This window comes from Microbacterium sp. NPDC055357 (assembly GCF_053644835.1).
On the sequence record NZ_JBSHLZ010000009.1, the window covers coordinates 20,201 to 37,681 of the forward strand.

Genomic DNA, 17,481 nt, shown 5'->3' on the forward strand with positions numbered 1-17,481 from the left:
CCATTTCGAGTCAGGCGCGCTCGGGAACGCGCAGGTGATCGAGCCATTCACGGTAGCCCGCAATCTCGGCTGAGCGCCGCGTATCGTCCCACCCACGATGGGGTGCCAGAATCTCCGCGGCGCGCTCCGCCCCGCCCAGGCCGTGGCCCGGCTCGAATGCGAGCAGGGTGCGGCGGGCGAAGACGTCCGTGAGCGTCTCGGCGAACTCGTGGTCGACCGCGAAAACCAGTTCGGCGGCGATCGCGGAGCTCTCCGGGTCGAAGCGCTCGGCCAGCGCGGGGTCGGCCTGCGCGATCTCGAGCACGCGTTGAGCGCGCGTGCCGTACAGAGCCCATAGGCGATGCGACGTATCGCGGTCGAGCACGTCGTTGGCGAGGAACGCCCGCTCGAACGCCGCGAGATCCGCCGCACGCGCACCGGGGAAGGGCTGCTGTCTGCTGATCGGCTTCTTGGGTGCTCGCGCACGAAGCTTCTTCACGGCGATGTCCGTAGCGTCTTCGGCGAGCTGCCGGTACGTCGTGAGCTTTCCGCCGACGATGGACAGGACGCCGGGGTATCCATCCTTCGCGTGGTCGCGGACGATGTGGCTGCGGGGCACCTTCCACTCCGGTGTGTCGGGAGCGTACGGCAACGGTCGCACACCGCTGTAGGTGTAAAGCACGTCGTCGACCGTGAGGTGGGCCTCGGGCATGAGCGTATTCGCCTCAGAGAGCAGGTAGTCGATCTCCGAGCTGTCCGCGCGCGCCGAATCCGGATCCAGGTCGTACTTGATGTCGGTCGTGCCGATGAGGTAGCGCCCCATCCATGGGATGACGAGCACCAGGCGCCCGTCCGTCTGCGACTCGTAGTACACGACGTCTCGGGGCGCGCCCGGGAACGGATCGACGATAATGTGGCTGCCCTTCGCTCCGCCGATGAGACGGGGGGATGCCACCGGAGCACCGCCGTCGCCCGCCAAGACCGCGTCGACCCACGGCCCTCCCGCGTTGATCGTGAGCCGCGCGCGCAGGTCGCGTTCGACACCGTCGGAAGAGCGGACGCGGATGCCCGTCACCGCGGTACCGTCGCGGAGGACCCCGACCGCCTTCGTGTGGATGAAGATTCGCGCGCCGGCATCGGCTGCGGCGACGGCGAGCTCGGTGCACAGCCGTTCGGCGTATTCGACCTGTCCGTCGGTGAACAGGGCGGCGCCGCTGAGTCCCGACTCTGTCATTCCTCGGAAGCGGGCTTTGACGGTGCGGGTCGAGAGGATGCGGTGCCACGGCACCGATTTGTCAGCCGAGAGCACGTCATAGGCGAGCATGCCGAGCCGGATCATCCACGACGGGCGCGTGTTGCGCGAGTAGAAGGGCATGATGAGGCGGACCGGCTTGACCAGGTGCGGCGCGACCCGGAACAGCAGCTCGCGCTCTCGAAGAGATTCGCGTACCAAGCCGATGTCGCCGCGCTCGAGGTACCGCAGTCCGCCGTGCACAAGCCGGCCAGACCAGGCCGATACGCCCGCGCAGAAGTCCTCCTGCTCCACCAGTGCGACAGACAGGCCCCGCTCAGCGGCATCGCGGGCGATGCCGAGCCCGTTGATCCCCGCGCCGATCACGACGACGTCGTACGTGAGCTGTCCAGTCTTGGTCACAATGCCTCCTCGACGATGGCGTGAATATTCAGTCGTTAACTGAATGACCTTCCACTAGTGTAGCGCGTGAACCGCCGAGGGGAACGGGGCGAAGGGACCGCGAGGACCCGAGATGCCCGCTCCAGTCTGACAGAATGACTCAGATCCCAGGCGGAGACAGGAAAGGCGATCGATGCCCCAGGACCGCAACGACCCCGACGGCCAGCGCATGATGACGAAGGTCTCGCACCTCTACCACACGCGCGGAATGGTGCAGACGGAGATCGCGCGCACACTGGGCCTCTCTCAGGCGCGGGTCTCACGCCTGCTCTCATCAGCCGAAGACGCCGGAATCGTTCGCACGATCGTCGTGCCACCTGCGGGGCTCAACGCCGACCTCGAACAGAGCCTGGAGCAGGCCTTCGGTCTACTCGAGGCGCACATCGTCGACGCGATCGACGAGTCCGAGCGGGAACGCACTGACCACGTCGGGCGGGCCCTCGCCCCGATCTTCCAGCTGGCGCCGATCGACGGCAAGACCATCGGCTTCACATCCTGGAGCCGCTCGCTGCGCAGCTTCGTGGCCAACCTGCAGCGCTTCCCCCGGGCCAAGGCACGGGCAGTCGTCGAGCTTCTCGGCGGCGTCGGACAACCGGCCATTCAGCACGAAGCAACGGTTGCCACTGAGCGACTGGCCCAGCTGACCGATGCAGAAGCGCTGTTCCTGCGCGTTCCCGGCGTCGTCCCGACACCCGAGATGCGCGACGCCATCCTGGCAAGTGATCCGCATGCGCGCCGCGCGCTCGAGACGATGCCCGAACTGGACATCGCCCTGGTCGGCATCGGCAACTGCACCATCGTGCCCCCGCTCGTGGGCGGCGACAACTTCTTCACGCAGGAGCAGTTCGACTACGTACGCTCACTCGGCGCCGTCGGCGAGATCAACCTTCGATTCATGGATGCCGACGGTCAGCCGATCGCGAGCGAGCTCGACGAACTCGTGCTCGGTGTCAGCCTCGACGAGATCCGCCGCGCCGAGCGGCGCATCGGCGTCTCTGGCGGCGCCGGCAAGCACGACGCCGTGCTCGCCGCCGTCCGCGGCGGATGGATCAATGTCCTCGTGACCGACGAGGAGACAGCTCGCTACCTTCTCTCCAAAGGCCCCTCAGCGGCCTGATCCCTACGCGTCGACCACCCCCCATCGGGGTCCACTCGGCGCGCCTCCCCACAGCCACGCCAGACGCTTGACACCCGGCGGGGCGGCGCTTAGCATCGCTCCAACGGCATCTACATTCGATACTCGCATAGCTATTCAGATGCCACCTTCACCAAGGTTTCGAAGGAGAAACGAATGACCACTCACAGCAAGCGTCGCGGGGCCGCACTCCTCGCAGGACTCGCGATCGCCGCGCTCGGCCTCGCCGGATGCAGCACGACGGAATCCGGCGGAGGCACGGACGGCGGACCCATCGACTCGAAGGTGATCGGCGTCTCGGTGGCCGACCAGAAGTCGCTCTTCTACATCGCCGCCGTCGACGGCATGAAGGCCGCCGCCGAAGAGGCGGGGTACAAGCTCATCGTCGAGTCGGCCGACAACGACGCCAACCGCCAGGTCAACCAGGTGCAGAACCTGCTGACCCAGCAGGTCGGCGTGCTCATCTACACTCCCCAGGACGCCACCGCTGCCGCCGCCGGCGTGCGCCTCGCGAACGACGCGGGCGTCCCCGTGGTCGCGGTGGACCAGAAGCCCGAGACCGAGGACGCGGAGATCCGCACGTTCATCGCCACCGACAGCGTCAAGGCCGCCTACGAGGTGTGCACCTGGATGTTCGAGCAGTTCGACAACGAGGGTGAGATCGCCGTCCTGCAGGGGCCGCTCGGTTCGACGGCAGAGCTGCAGCGCTCCGAGGGCTGCCAGAAGGCACTCGACGAGAACCCCGGTGTCATCGATGTGCAGTGGGAGAGCGCCGGCTGGGACGAGACCCAGGCATTCGAGGCGTCGCAGAACATCCTGACGGCTCACCCGAACCTCAAGGCGATCTTCGGCGAGAGCGACGCCATGGCGATGGGTGCGGCCAAGGCTGCGCAGCAGGCCGGCCGCGACGGGATGTTCTTCGTGGGCATCGACGGCTTCCCGACGATGTTCCAGGCGATCGCCGACGGGCTCACTCAGGCCACGATGGCCCAGCAGCCCTACATGATGGGTCAGCTCGCTGTCGAGAACGCCATCGCGCTTCTCGAGGGCGAGGGTGACGACATCCCCGCCGAGCAGTACCAGGATGCCGTGCTGGTCAACGAGGCCAACGTCGCCGAGAACGACCCGACGAAGTTCTACGGTCCGAACGTGGGCACGAAGTAGCCCGTATTTCTACCGGGTGGTGCGGTGCAATGTGCGCCGCACCACCCGTCCGGAAGGAACAACCCCATGGCTGAACGCGCAGCATCCCCCGCGACGGGTCTCGTGTGCACGGGCCTGACGAAGCGCTACGGCGGTGTCACCGTCGTCAAAGACATCGACATCACCCTGACGCCCGGGTCCGTGCTCGGCCTGGTCGGCGAGAACGGTGCGGGAAAGTCGACGACCTCGGGAATGATCGCCGGCCTCGTCCAGCCCGACGAGGGCTCGATGATGATCGACGGCGAGGTCTACGACCCGCGATCGCCCGGTGACGCACTGCGGTCGGGTGTGGTCCTCATCCACCAGGAGATCCGGATGGTGCCCGAGCTGTCGGTCGCCGAGAACATCTTCATCGGGCGCCTGCCGCTCAAGCGGGGCGCCATCGATCGCGACCGCCTGCACGCCGACACCGAAGCCGTGCTCAGCCGTCTCGGATCGCGAATGAGCCCCCGCCAGCGAGTGGGCGACCTCTCGATCGCCGCTCAGCAGGAGATCGAGATCGCGCGTGCGCTCAGTCGTGACCCGCGCTACATCATCTTCGACGAGCCCTCTGCTTCGCTCGGCAAGTCCGAGACGGCCCGAGTCTTCGATCAGATCGAGGCGCTCAAGGCCGCCGGAGCAGGAATCGTCTACATCTCGCACCGGATCGAAGAGATCACCCGCCTCTCCGACGCGATCCTCTGCCTTCGTGACGGGCACGAGGCGGCACGCTGGGACACCGGAGACGTGCCCCGTGACGACATCGTCCGCGCAATGGTGGGTCGTGACTTCACCTACGGCCACGACACCCCTCCCCCCGCCGCCGAGAAGACCGTCATCCAGGTCTCGGGCCTGGGTCGGGAAGGCGCCTTCGAGGGCATCGATTTCGAAGTCCGGGCCGGTGAGATCCTCGGCATCGCCGGCCTCGTCGGAGCCGGCCGCAGCGAAGTGGTCCGCGCGATCGCCGGAGCGGATCGCGCCGACACCGGCGAGATCCGCGTCGACGGCAAGGTCGTCCGCATCCGCAACCCGCGCGACGGCATCAAAGCCGGAATCGCGATGGTGCCCGAAGACCGCAAGTCGCAGGGTCTCCTGCTCGACCGGGACAGCACCGAGAACATGACCCTCCCGTGGCAGAAGCAGCTGTCACGCCGGGGCATCGTCACTCACAAGGAGCTCGCCAAGACCTACCGCGAGCACCGGGCCGAGCTTGACATCCGCGGCCAGGCCGACGTCGCGGTCGGTCGCCTGTCCGGAGGCAACCAGCAGAAGGTCCTGCTCGCGAAGTGGCTCATCGAGAAGCCCAAGGTGCTCATCCTCGATGAGCCCACGCGCGGAGTCGACGTCGGTGCCAAGATGACGATCTACGCCGCCATCGGTCGCCTGGCCGAAGAGGGCGTCGCCGTCATCGTCGTCTCGTCCGAGCTCGAGGAAGTCCTCGGGCTGTCCCACCGAGTGCTCGTCATGTCGGGCGGGCGCCAGCAGGGAATCCTCGACCGCGAAGCGGCCACCCCCGAAGCCGTCATGCGTCTCGCGCTGCCCCAGCACGCCGAGACAGCCCACATTTGAACCCGAACCTGTTCCAGGAGATGAGACGATGAGCGTTTCCGAACCCTCGACCTCGACCGATCCGGCGAGCCCGAGCCCAGCGACGGTCGCGCAGCGCACCGTTCCCAGCGACGGCGGCTCCGGCGACAGCCGTTTCCGACGCGTGATGTCGAAGATCCCCGGCCCACTGGTGGGCCTCGTCGTGATCTTCGTGCTGCTGTCGTTCCTGTCGCCGTACTTCCTGACCTCGCGAAACCTGCTGAACATCCTGACCCAGATCTCGGCGATCGGCGTCATGTCGGTCGGTGCGCTGATGGTCATCATCGTCGCCGGCATCGACCTGTCCGTCGGCGCCGTCCTCGCGCTCAGCTCGATGGTGATGGCCTACCTGTACAGCTATTCGGGTCTGCCGTTCGAGCTCGCCGTCGTGCTCGGGCTCGCGACCGGCGCCGGAATCGGTCTGCTCAACGGCATCCTGATCACCTATGGCAGGCTGCAACCGTTCATCGCGACCTTGGCCACGATGTCGGCCGCGACGGGTCTGGCCGTCTTCATCACCGGCGGAAACACGGTCAACGGCTTCCCGTCGTGGTTCACCGCCATCACCCGCATGAGCGTCCTGGGAATCCCGATCCAGGGGATCATCCTCGTCGCGGTCTTCCTCATCGCCGCTTTCTGGCTGCGGTTCCGCCCCGGCGGTCGCGCGCTGTACGCGATCGGCGGCAACGAAGAGGTCGCACGGCTCTCGGGCATCCACGTGCGCCGTACGAAGCTCGTGGTCTACACGCTGGCCGGATTCCTCGCCGCCGTCGCCGGTCTTCTGGTCACGTCGCGCCTCGACTCCGCACAGCCGACAGCCGGCACCGCCGACCTGCTGAACGTCATCGCCGTCGTCGTCATCGGTGGCGCAAGCCTCGCCGGTGGCACCGGTTCGGTGCTCGGCACGTTCGTCGGTCTGCTCATCATCGGCGTGCTGAACAACGGGATGTCGCTGCTGGGCGTCTCGCCGAACCTCCAGCCCGTCGTCCTCGGTGCCGTCATCGTCGCGGCCGTCATGACCGACCGCCAGTCCTCGAAGGCTCAAAGCGGCGGAAGATAGCACCGCTCCCCCACGCAAAAGGACGTCCCCGCCGGAACCGGCGGGGACACCTTTCCTGCGTTGTCGGCCTGAGCGCCAGGCCGGGTCAAACGCCGCGCAGGATCGCTTCGAGCGTGCGCTCCACGATGTCGGGGCCTGCGAAGCGCGAGAGCAGGGCGTCTTCGACGGCAGTATCCGTCATGTCGATCTCCTCGGCGAGTGAGCCGAGCGTCGTGGGGTCCCAGTCGAGCTCAAGCAGAGCGTTGACCCGGGAGAGCATCTCGGCGGCGCCATCCGACACACGAAGCGGAAGACTCGCGCTGTACAGGCGCACTCCGCGCGCGACCCGCTGTGCGGTACCCACCAGCTTCACGCGTCCCCGAGCGTTGACGCTGTAGTCACCGGGGCAGTACTCCCCCGGAACGGGACCGAACCGCGCGTCCACGCCCCAGCCACGCAGGAGCGCGACGAACTCCTCACCGTGTTCCACGAACACGTCGCGGTTGTCGAGCCGCTGCGGTTCGATGGTCGCGATGTCGAGCACGATCCAGTCGGCGTCCAGCGCGACGGCGCGCCCACCGGCGGGCCGGATGATCGGTTCGTAGCCCGCGTTGCGTGCGGCCCGCTCTGCGGCGGCGAAGCCGGGGTGCAGGCTCTCGCGCCGGCTGAAGGCGAGTGTCGGGGCAGGGCGGAAGGCCCGCACAAGACGTTCTGGCGCCCTGTGCTCGGCAAGGGCATAAAGCACGTCGAGCGAGGTCAGTACCTCGTCTTCGGCGGCCCGCTCCCCGGCTCGCGGGGGGAGTCGCTGGCGCACCACGGTGGTGGATGCCGCATGCAGCCGAGGGTGCTGCAGGCCGTCCAGATTCATCTGCGTCTCCGACTCGTTGCCCGACAATGCCGGCGGCGGGCCACCGTGAATAGCATGCACCCCGCACCGGTGCCGCGTGGAACGCGTCGGTGCGGGGCGCAGCGGGGCAGACTCGCCGCGGCGGGTCAGGAGAGCGGCTCCTCGAGCGCGCTCTTGAGTGCAGTGAGGAACCGGGCACCGGTCGCGCCGTCAAGGGCACGATGGTCGCACGTGAGGGTGAACTCGGCGATCGGAGCCCACACGCCGTCGCCGTCGCGATGCACGAAGCGCTGCACCGTCGCGCCGACGGCGAGAATGGCCGCTTGAGGGACATTGAGGATTGCGTCGAAGCGAGTGACGCCCATCATGCCGAGGTTTGAGACGGTGATCGTGCCGCCAGTGATGTCGTCGCGCGTTAGGGCTCCATCTCGAGCGCGCGCCACGACGTCGGCGCGTGCCCGCGCGATGTCGGCAAGACGTCCGTCCGAGATATCGTGCACGACGGGGACGACGAGACCCTTGGGCGTGTCGACGGCGATTCCGACGTTGGCCTTCTCGAAGCGCACGACCGCGTCCTCGGCGACGTGCACATTGACGTCGGGCACTTCTTTCAGCGCCCGCGCGACGGCCCGGAGGATCGCATCGGTGACGTTCGCCGTCGGTTCGACGGTGCGAACCTGCAGTGCCGAGGACATGTCGATCTCGGTCGAGACGTGAAACACCGGAGCCGCCCACGCCTGCACCATTCGGCGCGCCGCGGTGCGGCGCATCCCCTTGAGCGGCTCGACGATGCCCTCTTCGGCCAGCTCGGTCACACCAGCACCGCCGTTTCGGCAGGTGTCGAGGAGCTGGCGGCCCGGCCGGCACAACCGTACTCCTGCATCTTCTGCACCGTCGCGGCGATCATCCGGTCACGGCCGGCCGCCATGGCCTCTTCGAACTGCCGGTCGCCCTGCGCCCAGACACCTTCGACGCCAGCGCGGAAGGCATGGCGCAGATCGGTGTCGGCGTTGAGCTTGTGTACGCCGGCCTCGATCGCGGCAGAGAGCTGGTCCACCGGAACGCCGGACGCGCCGTGCAGCACGAGCGGGATCCCGGTCGCATCCCGGATCGCCCGGATACGATCGATGTCGAGCGGCTGCGGCTCGATGCCGGTCACCCCGTGCATGACGCCCGCCGAGATCGCGAGCAGGTCTACACCCGTCTCGGCGACGAAGCGCTCGGCCTCTTCGACGCTCGTGTAGTAGTCCTCCCAGCGGATATCGTCTGCGGCATCCGGGATGCGACCGAGCTCCGCCTCAACGGGAATCCCGAAGGCGTGCGCGACGCGGACCACTTCGGCGGTGACACGGATGTTCTCTTCGAAGTCGAGGTGGGCACCGTCGAACATGATCGAGTCGAATCCGAGCCGGATCGCCTCGAACACCTCGTCGTAGGTTCCGTGATCGAGGTGGATGGGCGCTTCTAGGCCGGACGCGTCCAGCTCGCGGCGGGTCATCTCGTACGCGGCGCGCAGACCCATGTGTGGCACGATGGCCCGGCCTACCTGCAGGAATACCGGCGCCTCTGCGGCCTGTGCCGCGCGGATGAGCGCCTGCGTCGTCTCGGGGTTGTGCATGTTGAACGCGCCGACGGCGTATCCGCCGGCCTGCGCGGCGGCGATCAGACCTAGGGGGTCGACTCGAGCCATGATGTGCTTATCTCCTTCTCGGGCTTCTTCGCCCATCCACACTCGTGCGGGTCAGTCCGTCTCGATGATCGCGACGATGCTGCGCACCTGGACGGAGTCGCCCTCTTCGACCAGAATCTCGGTCAGGGTGCCGGTCGCGGGGGCCTCGAGGGTCTCTTCGACCTTCTCTGCCTCGACTTCGGCCAACGGCTCATCTTCGGTGACCTGATCGCCGACCTTCTTGTGCCACTCGATGATCGAGCCTTCGCTCATTCCCATGCCCCACTGGGGGAGCAGGACTTCCACTCGTGCCATGGTTCTCTCCTTGTCGTTCGTCGCTCAGGCGTCCGCGAGCGCGGGCGCGGTCAGGCCGGTGACACGGCGCACGGCGGCGGCGATCCCGTCCTTATTGGGATACATCTGCTTCTCCAGCGCGGGGCTGAAGGGGATCTGCATGTCGGGCGCGGTGAGGCGCACGATCGGCGCACGGAGGGCGTCGAAGACCTCTTCCGAGGCGATCGCGCTGATCTCGGCGGCGGCGCCGCACGTGCGGTGCGCGGGCTCGGCGATGACGAGGCGACCGGTCTTTGCCACCGAGCGCAGGATCGCGTCGCGGTCCAGCGGAACGAGGGTGCGCGGGTCGATGACCTCGGCCGACACTCCTTCGGCAGCGAGCTGCTCGGCCGCGGCGAGCGCTTCGGGCACCGAGCTCGAGATCGCGACGATCGTCACGTCGGTCCCCTCGCGTGCCGTGCGGGCGACACCGAACGGGATCTGGAACTCCTCGTCGGGAACCTCCTCCTTGCTGCCCCACAGGATGCAGGCTTCGAAGGTGAGGACCGGATCGTCCATGTCGATCGCGGTGCGCAGAAGACCCTTCGCGTCGGTGGGACGCGAAGGCACCATGATCTTCAGTCCCGGGACGTTCATGAACATCGGGTATGGCCGGTCGGAGTGGTGGGCGCCGGTGTTGAGCCCGTAGAACATCGCAGAACGGAAGACTGCGGGCATCGATGCCTGACCGCCGAACATGTAGCGGTTCTTGGCGACCTGATTCACGAGCTGGTCCATCGCCATGTAGAGGAAGCTCGAGTACGACAGGTCGACGATCGGGCGCAGCCCGGTCATGGCGGCACCCGCCGCGGCACCGACGACGCCCTCCTCGGAGATGGGGGTATTCCGGATGCGGTTGCGCCCGTACATCTGGACGAAGTCACCCGTCTCAGCCCGGGATTTCCCACCGCCCGTCGTGCCGTAGACGTTGGCCTCGACGTCTTCGCCGATGATGATGACGCGCTCGTCGGCGTCCATCGCCTCGCGCTGGGCGGCGCCGATCGCGCCGAGGAAGCTCATGACGCTCATGCTGCGTACTCCGTCTCGGTGTAGAGGTCTTCGAAGGCGACCGAAGGGTCGGGGTAGGGGCTTTCCTCCGAGAACCGGACGGCCTCGTCGACCTCGGCGATGACGTCGGCCTCGAGGGCGTCCATCGCCTCGGCGGTGTGGCCGTTCGCAACGAGGTGCTCGCGGAAGAGCACGAGCGGATCCTTCTTGAGCCAGGCCTCGCGCTCGTCGGCGGGGCGGTAGTCAGTGCCCAGGCGCAGTCCCTCGGAGTGCTCGTTGTAGCGGTAGGTGACGACCTCGACGAGCGTCGGACCGCCGCCGCTGCGCGCGCGCTCCACGGCGCTCGCGACAGCTGCATACACCGCGAGTACGTCCTGGCCCTCTTCGACGCGGACACCGGGCATCCCGAAGCCGGCGGCGCGGTCGGCGATGACGCCGCTCGTGACGGTGTGCGCGGGGGTCGACAGAGCGTACTGGTTGTTCTCGCAGAGGAAGATCACGGGGAGCTTCCACACGCCGGACATGTTCATCGATTCGTAGAGCACCCCCTGATTGGCGGCGCCGTCACCGAAGAAGGCGAGCGCGACCGAGTCGCGGCCGAGAACCTGCGACGACAGAGCGGCGCCCATCGCGATCGGGATCGACGAGCCGACGATGCCCGACTCCCCAAGGCTGCCGACGGCGAAGTCGGCGAGGTGGAGTGACCCGCCCTTGCCCTTGCAGACGCCGGTGGCTTTGCCCTGCAGCTCGGCCATGAGTGGCCCGAGCGGCGAACCCTTGCCGATGGGGTGTCCGTGGCTGCGATGATTCCCCGTCATGTAGTCGCCGTCGCGCAGGGCCATCGTGGCGCCGACGACCTGCGCTTCCTGGCCGATCGAGGTGTGCACGGTGCCGGGGATGTGCCCGCGCTTGACCATCTTGGAGGCGCGCTCATCGAACGCGCGGATGCGCAACATCCTGCGCTGCATCTCGAGCAGGAACTCGTCGGACAAACCGTCCATCGGTCGACCTTCTCTCCGTCGTGGGAATATCTATTCCGCGTGTGTATGGGTATTCTACGGCGCGATCTGCGGACGTGCAAGCGCCGGAACGGGCACGAGCTCGTCGATACGGTCGAGGATGAACTGCGGCCGAAGGCCCGGATCGCAGCGATCGACATCGGCGAGCTGCGAGTCGCCCGTCAGCACGAGGGCTGTGCCGATACCGGCTTCGATCCCCATCCGCACGTCGGTTTCGAGGCGGTCGCCCACCATGACGACGCGCTCCACCTCCGGGCCGAGCATGCCCCTGACGGCGTCGATCATGATCCGGCCGGGCTTGCCCATATTCGCCGAGCACCGCACTCCGGTCGTCGCCTCGAGGGCTGCGACGATACCCGCAGCATCGGGCTCTCCTCGTCCGCCGGGAAACGGGCAGTATCGATCGGGGTTCGTCGTGATGAGGATCGCACGACCGTGTTGCCACAGCGCGTCAAACGCCGTCTGCAACTTGCGGTAGTCGAAGGACCGATCGTAGCTCGCGATGACGATGTCGATCTGGGCAGGATCGTCGCTCATTTGGATGCCCGCCGCGGCGAGCGCACGAACGAGGGGCGCCTCGGCGATCGGATAGACGACGGCGCCCGGATGCTGCGCCTGTAGCCACCCGACCGTGCTGACGACGGTGTTGACGATCTCTGCGGGCTCGACGGCGATGCCGAGGCGCGTGAGCTTGTCGAGGTACATCTCGGGGTCGCGCGTCGGGTTGTTCGAGAGGAACACCCGCCGCGCCCCGCGGTCGCGCAGCTCATCGAGAAGGTCGCGCGCACCCGGCAGCAGCTCGTCGCCGAGATAGACGGTGCCGTCGAGGTCGAACAGGTAGGCGTCGAACCAACCCTCGGGGCGGCGGCGCAGCGCGTCGATGTCAGACATCGACCACCTCCTCGATGGCAGGAAAGAGCGGTCGAACGGCGGGGTAGACCTCGCGATAAACCCCGTACAGCGCGTCGTAGCGGCGGACGGCCGCGGGGTCGGGTTCGTACCGGTGCCCTCGGCGCGTCATGTGCGCCGCGGCATCCGTCACGTTCGCGTGCAGGCCCGCGCCCGCTGCGGCGAGGATCCCCACCCCGAGCGCCGTCGCCTCGTCATGTCCCGCGAGCACGAGCGGCCGACCCAGCACGTCGGCGAAGATCTGGCACCACAGTGGGCTGCGTGCACCCCCGCCCATCGCGACGAACTCGCGCACGCGCTCGTCGAAGTGAGGCTCGGCGTGCTCGAGGCACCAGCGCAGCTCGAAGGCGATCCCCTCGAGCACGGCGCGGTAAATGTGCGCACGCGTGTGGACGCCGCCGAAACCGATCATCACACCGCGCGCGCGGTGGTCCCACAGTGGCGTGAGCTGACCGTTCCAATAAGGGACGACGAAGAGCCCCTCAGCACCGGGTGCGATGTCGGCGGCCCGCGCCTGCCAGTACTGCTCGCGCGGAACGCCATCGGGCTCGCCCGCCGCGATCTCGTTGAGGAACCACGACACCAGGAACGTGCCCGCCCCCACGAAGAGCTCGTTGTTGACGCTTCCCGCAATTGCTCCGGCCATGGAGCGGTGCGACAGGCGCGGACGGTACGTGGGGCTGAAGATGCCCGAGATGAGCCCCGTACCGAGATTGAGGTAGGCGTCCCCGGGTGCCGTGACGCCGGCGCCCAGACCTGCAGACTGGCCGTCGCCCGACCCCGAGACGATGACGACGGATGCTGCGAGCCCGAGCTCGTCGGCGGCGCTCGGCGTCAGCGTGCCGATCGGGTCGCCGGGCGGCACGAGGTCGGCGAGACGGTCCTCCGTGAGCCCGACGAGCTCGAGCACCTCGGGCGAGTAGGAGCCCTTCACGAAGTCCATGAGCCCGAGCGGGTCGGCGCTCGCCGTTGAGGTCGCCCACCGCCCAGTGAGGCGGTGCACGAGGTAGCCGTGCACGTCGACGACCTTCGCCGTCCGGGCGAGCGTTGCCGGCTCGTGCTCGGCGAGCCACAGCAGCTTGTAGAGGGCGGGCGTAGGGTTCGGGGGCTTGCCTGTGAGCTCGTGGATGCGCGCAGACCCGAAGCGGTCGACCTGCGCGCCCGCGCGCGCATCCAGCCACAGCATCGCGGGGCGCAGCGCCTCGCCCTCCGCGTCGATGCACGCGAAGCTCTCGCGCTGGTGCGTCACGGCGAGCGCCCTCACGCGGTCGGGGTCGATCCGTCCGACGCATTCGCGGATGGCCGAGGCCGTGGCATCCCACCAGTCGCGCGGATCCTGCTCACCCCAGCCTGGATGCGGGATCGACAGCGGCAGCTCGCTGCGACCGCTCGCGACCGCATGGCCGTGGAGATCCCACGCGATGCACTTCGCACCCGTGGTCGAACAGTCGACGGCGAGCACGAGGTCGGTCACGGCGTGGCTCCGGAGGCCTCCGCGACGGCGTCCTCGGCACGGGCGATCACGGCGGCGACGTCATTCTCGGCCCACCAGCCTGCCTCGGCGAGCAGATCGATGACCGTCACGCGGTTGCGCATGTACAGGCAGTTCGCGACGGCCCAGCGCCAGACGTCGGAGGTGACCCAGTCGCCGAGATCCGAGACGCGCAGCGGCGCTTCACCGACCGCGAGGGCGGACGCGAGCGCCCGCCGGTCAGGCAGCATGCCGCCGAGCCGTTCTGTGAGCGCGTCTGCATCGTCGAGCAGCCGCAGCGGCGCGTCGCCGGCGGCGGCCCACGCGGCGCGCTTGGCGGAGTAGTCCCCCCAGCACTCCGCGCCCAGAGCGCCGGTCGGATCGCACACGGCAAAGGCCTGGAGCACGCGGGCGTGTGCATCGTCACCGGGTGCCGTGATGTCGCGCCCCGCGCGGATCTGGTCGAGCAAGTGCTCCCAGGCGCTCGCGGCGACCACGGAGGCGACGCCGACCTGCGCACCGTGCAGGCCTACGTCGCGGCCGGTCGCGACGGCGCGCATGTCGAGCATGTGGCTGACGAGGTGCTCGACGCCGGAGAGGCACGCGGTCGAGCCGGCAATGCCCGTGCCGATGCCGCGGATCGCGAGCACGCGTGTGAGCTGCTCGACGGCGCTAGGGGCACCCGAGCCAAGCCCGGCGCCCCAATCGGCGGGATCGCCTGCGAACTCCTGCAGCAGATCGCGAGGCGTCGTGTGGAAGCTAGCGTCGGTGCCTACCTGCGAGGCGAGCCACCAGTCGGCCGGGGCTGTGAAGAGCGACTGCAGCTCCCCGAAGCCCGCAGCGTTGAGCTCGCGCGGCGCCGTTCGGATGACGGTGGTGTCGGCGAGCACGACGTCGGGCCAGCGGGAGTCGATCGTGCGCTTGGCACCGGCGCGCAACACGACCGACACGTTGTCGGTGTAGCCGTCGACCGACGCCGCCGTCTGGACGATCACGAGCGGCAGGTCACCAGCGCCCGCCGACGCGAGTTTGGCGATGTCGGAGATCGTGCCCGAGCCGACCGAGACGATGCCGTCTGCACCGCGCACCGCATCGATCGCGACCCGCAGCACGTCGTCGTCGACGTGCAGGTGCCCCGGCTGGCCGAGGACGACCTCGGCCACCTCGAACTCGCGTGAAAGCTGCTCGATCACACGGGGCTTGAGCGGCTGACCGTCCGACAGGATCGGCGTCGCGTCGACGAGCACAGCCACGACCGGGCGGTCGGTCCGCGCGACGCCGTCGCGCAAGAGCCCCGCCATCTCGACGGCCGCGTGCGCCGAGGCGTCGTCTTCGATCACAAGACGCTTCAGTCCGAGCTCCGTCAGGGCCTCGGGCCGCTCCCCCGCCGCGATCGCCGATCGAATAGCCGCCAGATCGGTCGGATCGTCGATCTCCGAGAACGCACCCATGGACCCTGCTTTCACCGTCGAACCGCGTGCCGCGCTTTTGCATATTCATTCAGCTTATGAATGGAGAGCGTGTCAGCGAGTGTAGGTCGGGGCTCTCACGGGTGTCAAGACCGCTGCCGCGGGTCGCCGCGCAGCCGCCACCGCGGGCGGCGAGAATCCGCCGGGGAGACCCCGCGCGGGACACCCCGGGGCGGTCAGATACGCGCGGCGAGGACGATGCGACTGCCCTCGCGGCGCGCGGTGCAGCCGGGAAGGTCGAGCGGGCCCTGCCCCGACCAGTCGGTGACGAGCCGGGCGACCTCGAGGGTCTGCGCCCGCGTCAGGCTCTCGTGGAACTCGCTGGCCACGACGTGCCGGATGATGCGGTGACGCAGCGCCGCCGGGTTGGCCGCGAGCGCCGCGACGGACACGGCGATACCGGCTTCGGCGTGCTCGACGATGTCCTCGATCGTCTCGGCGATCATCTCGTCGAACGCCTCGGAGTCCTCGCGCAGTTGGGCGGCGGTGCGGGCGAGGGCGTCGGCGATCCCCGGGCCCAGTTCGCGTTCGAGCATCGGCAGCACCGTCTCGCGCACGCGGATCCGGGCGTAGCGAGGGTCGTCGTTGTGGGGGTCGTCCCACACCGGGAGCCCTTCCGCCTCGCACGCGGCACGCGTCGTCGCGCGTGCCAGACCGAGAAGAGGCCTGAGCAGCAAGAGCCCGCCGAGGTCGGAGCTGACCGCCATCCCCCGCAGGCTCGCGGTCCCCGAGCCGCGCGCGAGCCCGAGCAGCACGGTCTCGGCCTGATCGTCGCGGGTGTGCCCGACGAGGACCGCCCCGGCACCGAGCTCGGATGCCGCTTCCCGCAGCGCGTCGTAGCGCGCGGTGCGCGCCGCGGCCTCGGGCCCCCCGTCGGCGCCCACCTCGACGCGCACGACACGTGCGCGCAGGCCGAGGCGTTCGGCCTGACCCGCCGCCGCGGCGGCGACGTCGCCCGATCCCTCTTGCAGCCCGTGGTCGACGATGACCGCCGTGGCCCGGATCCCGCGCGCTGCGGCCTCGAACGCCGTCGCGGCGGCGAGCGCGAGCGAATCAGCCCCGCCGGAGAGCCCCACGACGACGGCCGAGCCGTCGGGCACGGCCGCGAGTGCGCCGCGTACGGCCCGGCGAACGTCGGCGACGGCGGGGTGCAGGCCCGGTCTGTGGTCGGTCACCTCACCACGGTACCCGCGCAGCCGCGTGCACATTCTGCGCCGCGGACCCTCGCGACTAGGCTGGTCGCGGCCTTTTCCCTGATTCTAGGAGCACAAGCATGGGCGCGTACGACGCCGTCATCGAGATCCCGCGGGGCAGCCGCGTCAAGTACGAGGTCGACCACGGCACGGGCCGCGTCTTCCTCGACCGCATCCTCTATACGGTGTTCGGCTACCCCACGAACTACGGCTTCTTCGAGAACACCCTCGGTGAGGACGGCGACCCGCTCGACGTCCTCGTGCTGCTCGACCGCGACCTGTATCCCGGAATCCTCGCGAGCGTGCGCCCCGTCGCCGTGCTCAAGATGAGCGACGAGGCCGGCGGCGACGACAAGGTCGTCGCCGTGCTCGCGAAGGACCCGCGCTGGGACCACATCCAGGACGTCGACGACATCGACGAGTGGACCAAGAACGAGATCTCGCACTTCTTCGAGCACTACAAGGACCTCGAGCCCAACAAGTGGGTCAAGGTCGACGACTGGGCCGGCGCCGCCGAAGCCGAGCGTCTCGTGTCCGAGGCGTTCGAACGCTTCGCCGAGCACGAGGGCCAGACCAAGACCCAGGGTGAGGGCGTCGCGCCCAACACGCTCTGACGCGCACTCCTCGAGGTCACTTGCGCCCTATGCCCGCGCCTCCCGGCGCATCGTCAGCATAGGGCGCAAGTCAGTTTCCGGGGTGTGATCACACCCTCCCCCTCCCGGCCCGACTTGCGCCTTGTGCGCGCGGCGCCCGGCGCGTCGCCGACATAGGACGCAAGTCAAGGAGAGGGCGGCGGCACCCCTCCCGCCCTCCCCGGGCCCGACTTGCGCCTTGTGCGCGCGGCGCCCGGCGCGTCGCCGACATAGGACGCAAGTCAACGAGAGGGCGGCGGCACAAGGCACGGGGCGGGAGTGCGCCGGGGCGCACGGGAGCGGGGCCGGGGCCGGG

The 17,481-nt window shown here is 68.7% G+C and carries 16 protein-coding genes; 5 read left to right on the forward strand and 11 right to left on the reverse strand.

The window, feature by feature from the left end:
- Window positions 1-10: 10 nt before the first annotated feature.
- A complete protein-coding gene (glpD, locus tag ACWICD_RS11815; RefSeq protein WP_376128817.1) occupies window positions 11-1,633 on the reverse strand; it encodes a glycerol-3-phosphate dehydrogenase in 1,623 nt (540 codons plus the stop codon).
- Between the two features lie 172 nt (window positions 1,634-1,805).
- On the opposite strand from glpD, the gene ACWICD_RS11820 reads away from it, so the two are divergent.
- The 4 genes from ACWICD_RS11820 (at window position 1,806) to ACWICD_RS11835 (ending at window position 6,636) form a co-directional block, all read left to right on the forward strand.
- Window positions 1,806-2,789, forward strand: coding sequence for a sugar-binding transcriptional regulator (locus ACWICD_RS11820; protein ID WP_454140277.1), 984 nt, complete (start codon window positions 1,806-1,808; stop codon window positions 2,787-2,789).
- A gap of 174 nt (window positions 2,790-2,963) precedes the next feature.
- Window positions 2,964-3,971 (forward strand): substrate-binding domain-containing protein, encoded by a 1,008-nt coding sequence (locus tag ACWICD_RS11825; RefSeq protein WP_376128821.1) that lies wholly within the window; start codon window positions 2,964-2,966, stop codon window positions 3,969-3,971.
- Window positions 3,972-4,037: 66 nt separating this feature from the next.
- Window positions 4,038-5,558, forward strand: coding sequence for a sugar ABC transporter ATP-binding protein (locus tag ACWICD_RS11830; protein WP_376128823.1), 1,521 nt, complete (start codon window positions 4,038-4,040; stop codon window positions 5,556-5,558).
- A gap of 28 nt (window positions 5,559-5,586) precedes the next feature.
- Window positions 5,587-6,636 (forward strand): ABC transporter permease, encoded by a 1,050-nt coding sequence (locus ACWICD_RS11835; RefSeq protein WP_376128825.1) that lies wholly within the window; start codon window positions 5,587-5,589, stop codon window positions 6,634-6,636.
- Between the two features lie 85 nt (window positions 6,637-6,721).
- On the opposite strand, the gene ACWICD_RS11840 is transcribed toward ACWICD_RS11835, so the two are convergent.
- The 10 genes from ACWICD_RS11840 to tilS all read right to left on the reverse strand — a co-directional run bounded on the left by ACWICD_RS11840 (window position 6,722) and on the right by tilS (window position 16,548).
- Window positions 6,722-7,483 carry a lipoyl protein ligase domain-containing protein gene (locus ACWICD_RS11840; protein WP_454140278.1) on the reverse strand — a complete coding sequence of 254 codons (762 nt, stop codon included), beginning with the start codon at window positions 7,481-7,483 and terminating at the stop codon, window positions 6,722-6,724.
- 125 nt (window positions 7,484-7,608) lie between these two features.
- Window positions 7,609-8,277, reverse strand: a complete 669-nt coding sequence (locus ACWICD_RS11845; protein ID WP_376128828.1) for a 2-oxo acid dehydrogenase subunit E2 — start codon at window positions 8,275-8,277, stop codon at window positions 7,609-7,611.
- On the reverse strand, window positions 8,274-9,152 hold the full coding sequence (locus tag ACWICD_RS11850; protein ID WP_454140279.1) for a class II fructose-bisphosphate aldolase: 879 nt from the start codon (window positions 9,150-9,152) through the stop codon (window positions 8,274-8,276). The genes ACWICD_RS11845 and ACWICD_RS11850 overlap by 4 nt, the downstream gene beginning before the upstream one ends.
- A gap of 51 nt (window positions 9,153-9,203) precedes the next feature.
- Window positions 9,204-9,446 (reverse strand): lipoyl domain-containing protein, encoded by a 243-nt coding sequence (locus ACWICD_RS11855; RefSeq protein WP_454140280.1) that lies wholly within the window; start codon window positions 9,444-9,446, stop codon window positions 9,204-9,206.
- A gap of 24 nt (window positions 9,447-9,470) precedes the next feature.
- On the reverse strand, window positions 9,471-10,484 hold the full coding sequence (locus ACWICD_RS11860) for an alpha-ketoacid dehydrogenase subunit beta (protein WP_454140281.1): 1,014 nt from the start codon (window positions 10,482-10,484) through the stop codon (window positions 9,471-9,473).
- A 5-nt stretch (window positions 10,485-10,489) separates the two neighbouring features.
- Window positions 10,490-11,473 (reverse strand): thiamine pyrophosphate-dependent dehydrogenase E1 component subunit alpha, encoded by a 984-nt coding sequence (locus tag ACWICD_RS11865; protein WP_376128836.1) that lies wholly within the window; start codon window positions 11,471-11,473, stop codon window positions 10,490-10,492.
- 54 nt (window positions 11,474-11,527) lie between these two features.
- Window positions 11,528-12,382, reverse strand: coding sequence for an HAD-IIA family hydrolase (locus ACWICD_RS11870; RefSeq protein ID WP_454140282.1), 855 nt, complete (start codon window positions 12,380-12,382; stop codon window positions 11,528-11,530).
- Window positions 12,375-13,874, reverse strand: coding sequence for a xylulokinase (locus tag ACWICD_RS11875; protein ID WP_454140283.1), 1,500 nt, complete (start codon window positions 13,872-13,874; stop codon window positions 12,375-12,377). Before ACWICD_RS11875 ends, ACWICD_RS11870 begins: the two co-directional genes overlap by 8 nt.
- On the reverse strand, window positions 13,871-15,322 hold the full coding sequence (locus ACWICD_RS11880; RefSeq protein WP_454140284.1) for an iron-containing alcohol dehydrogenase: 1,452 nt from the start codon (window positions 15,320-15,322) through the stop codon (window positions 13,871-13,873). Before ACWICD_RS11880 ends, ACWICD_RS11875 begins: the two co-directional genes overlap by 4 nt.
- A gap of 194 nt (window positions 15,323-15,516) precedes the next feature.
- Complete coding sequence (tilS, locus tag ACWICD_RS11885) at window positions 15,517-16,548, reverse strand: tRNA lysidine(34) synthetase TilS (RefSeq protein ID WP_454140285.1); 1,032 nt, start codon at window positions 16,546-16,548, stop codon at window positions 15,517-15,519.
- 65 nt (window positions 16,549-16,613) lie between these two features.
- Between tilS and ACWICD_RS11890 the strand changes: the two genes are divergently transcribed.
- The gene (locus ACWICD_RS11890) at window positions 16,614-17,147 is read left to right on the forward strand and encodes an inorganic diphosphatase (RefSeq protein WP_454140286.1); all 534 of its coding nucleotides are present in this window, start codon (window positions 16,614-16,616) and stop codon (window positions 17,145-17,147) included.
- Window positions 17,148-17,481: the final 334 nt, after the last annotated feature.

Excerpts from the sequence above, each read along its gene's own strand:
- ACWICD_RS11830 (WP_376128823.1), top strand. The coding sequence starts at position 4,038 with ATGGCTGAACGCGCAGCATCCCCCGCGACGGGTCTCGTGTGCACGGGC.
- tilS (WP_454140285.1), bottom strand. The coding sequence starts at position 16,548 with ATGTGCACGCGGCTGCGCGGGTACCGTGGTGAGGTGACCGACCACAGA.
- ACWICD_RS11820 (WP_454140277.1), top strand. The coding sequence starts at position 1,806 with ATGCCCCAGGACCGCAACGACCCCGACGGCCAGCGCATGATGACGAAG.
- ACWICD_RS11840 (WP_454140278.1), bottom strand. The coding sequence starts at position 7,483 with ATGAATCTGGACGGCCTGCAGCACCCTCGGCTGCATGCGGCATCCACC.
- ACWICD_RS11850 (WP_454140279.1), bottom strand. The coding sequence starts at position 9,152 with ATGGCTCGAGTCGACCCCCTAGGTCTGATCGCCGCCGCGCAGGCCGGC.
- ACWICD_RS11825 (WP_376128821.1), top strand. The coding sequence starts at position 2,964 with ATGACCACTCACAGCAAGCGTCGCGGGGCCGCACTCCTCGCAGGACTC.
- ACWICD_RS11855 (WP_454140280.1), bottom strand. The coding sequence starts at position 9,446 with ATGGCACGAGTGGAAGTCCTGCTCCCCCAGTGGGGCATGGGAATGAGC.
- ACWICD_RS11870 (WP_454140282.1), bottom strand. The coding sequence starts at position 12,382 with ATGTCTGACATCGACGCGCTGCGCCGCCGCCCCGAGGGTTGGTTCGAC.
- ACWICD_RS11890 (WP_454140286.1), top strand. The coding sequence starts at position 16,614 with ATGGGCGCGTACGACGCCGTCATCGAGATCCCGCGGGGCAGCCGCGTC.
- ACWICD_RS11865 (WP_376128836.1), bottom strand. The coding sequence starts at position 11,473 with ATGGACGGTTTGTCCGACGAGTTCCTGCTCGAGATGCAGCGCAGGATG.
- ACWICD_RS11860 (WP_454140281.1), bottom strand. The coding sequence starts at position 10,484 with ATGAGCTTCCTCGGCGCGATCGGCGCCGCCCAGCGCGAGGCGATGGAC.
- ACWICD_RS11835 (WP_376128825.1), top strand. The coding sequence starts at position 5,587 with ATGAGCGTTTCCGAACCCTCGACCTCGACCGATCCGGCGAGCCCGAGC.
- ACWICD_RS11880 (WP_454140284.1), bottom strand. The coding sequence starts at position 15,322 with ATGGGTGCGTTCTCGGAGATCGACGATCCGACCGATCTGGCGGCTATT.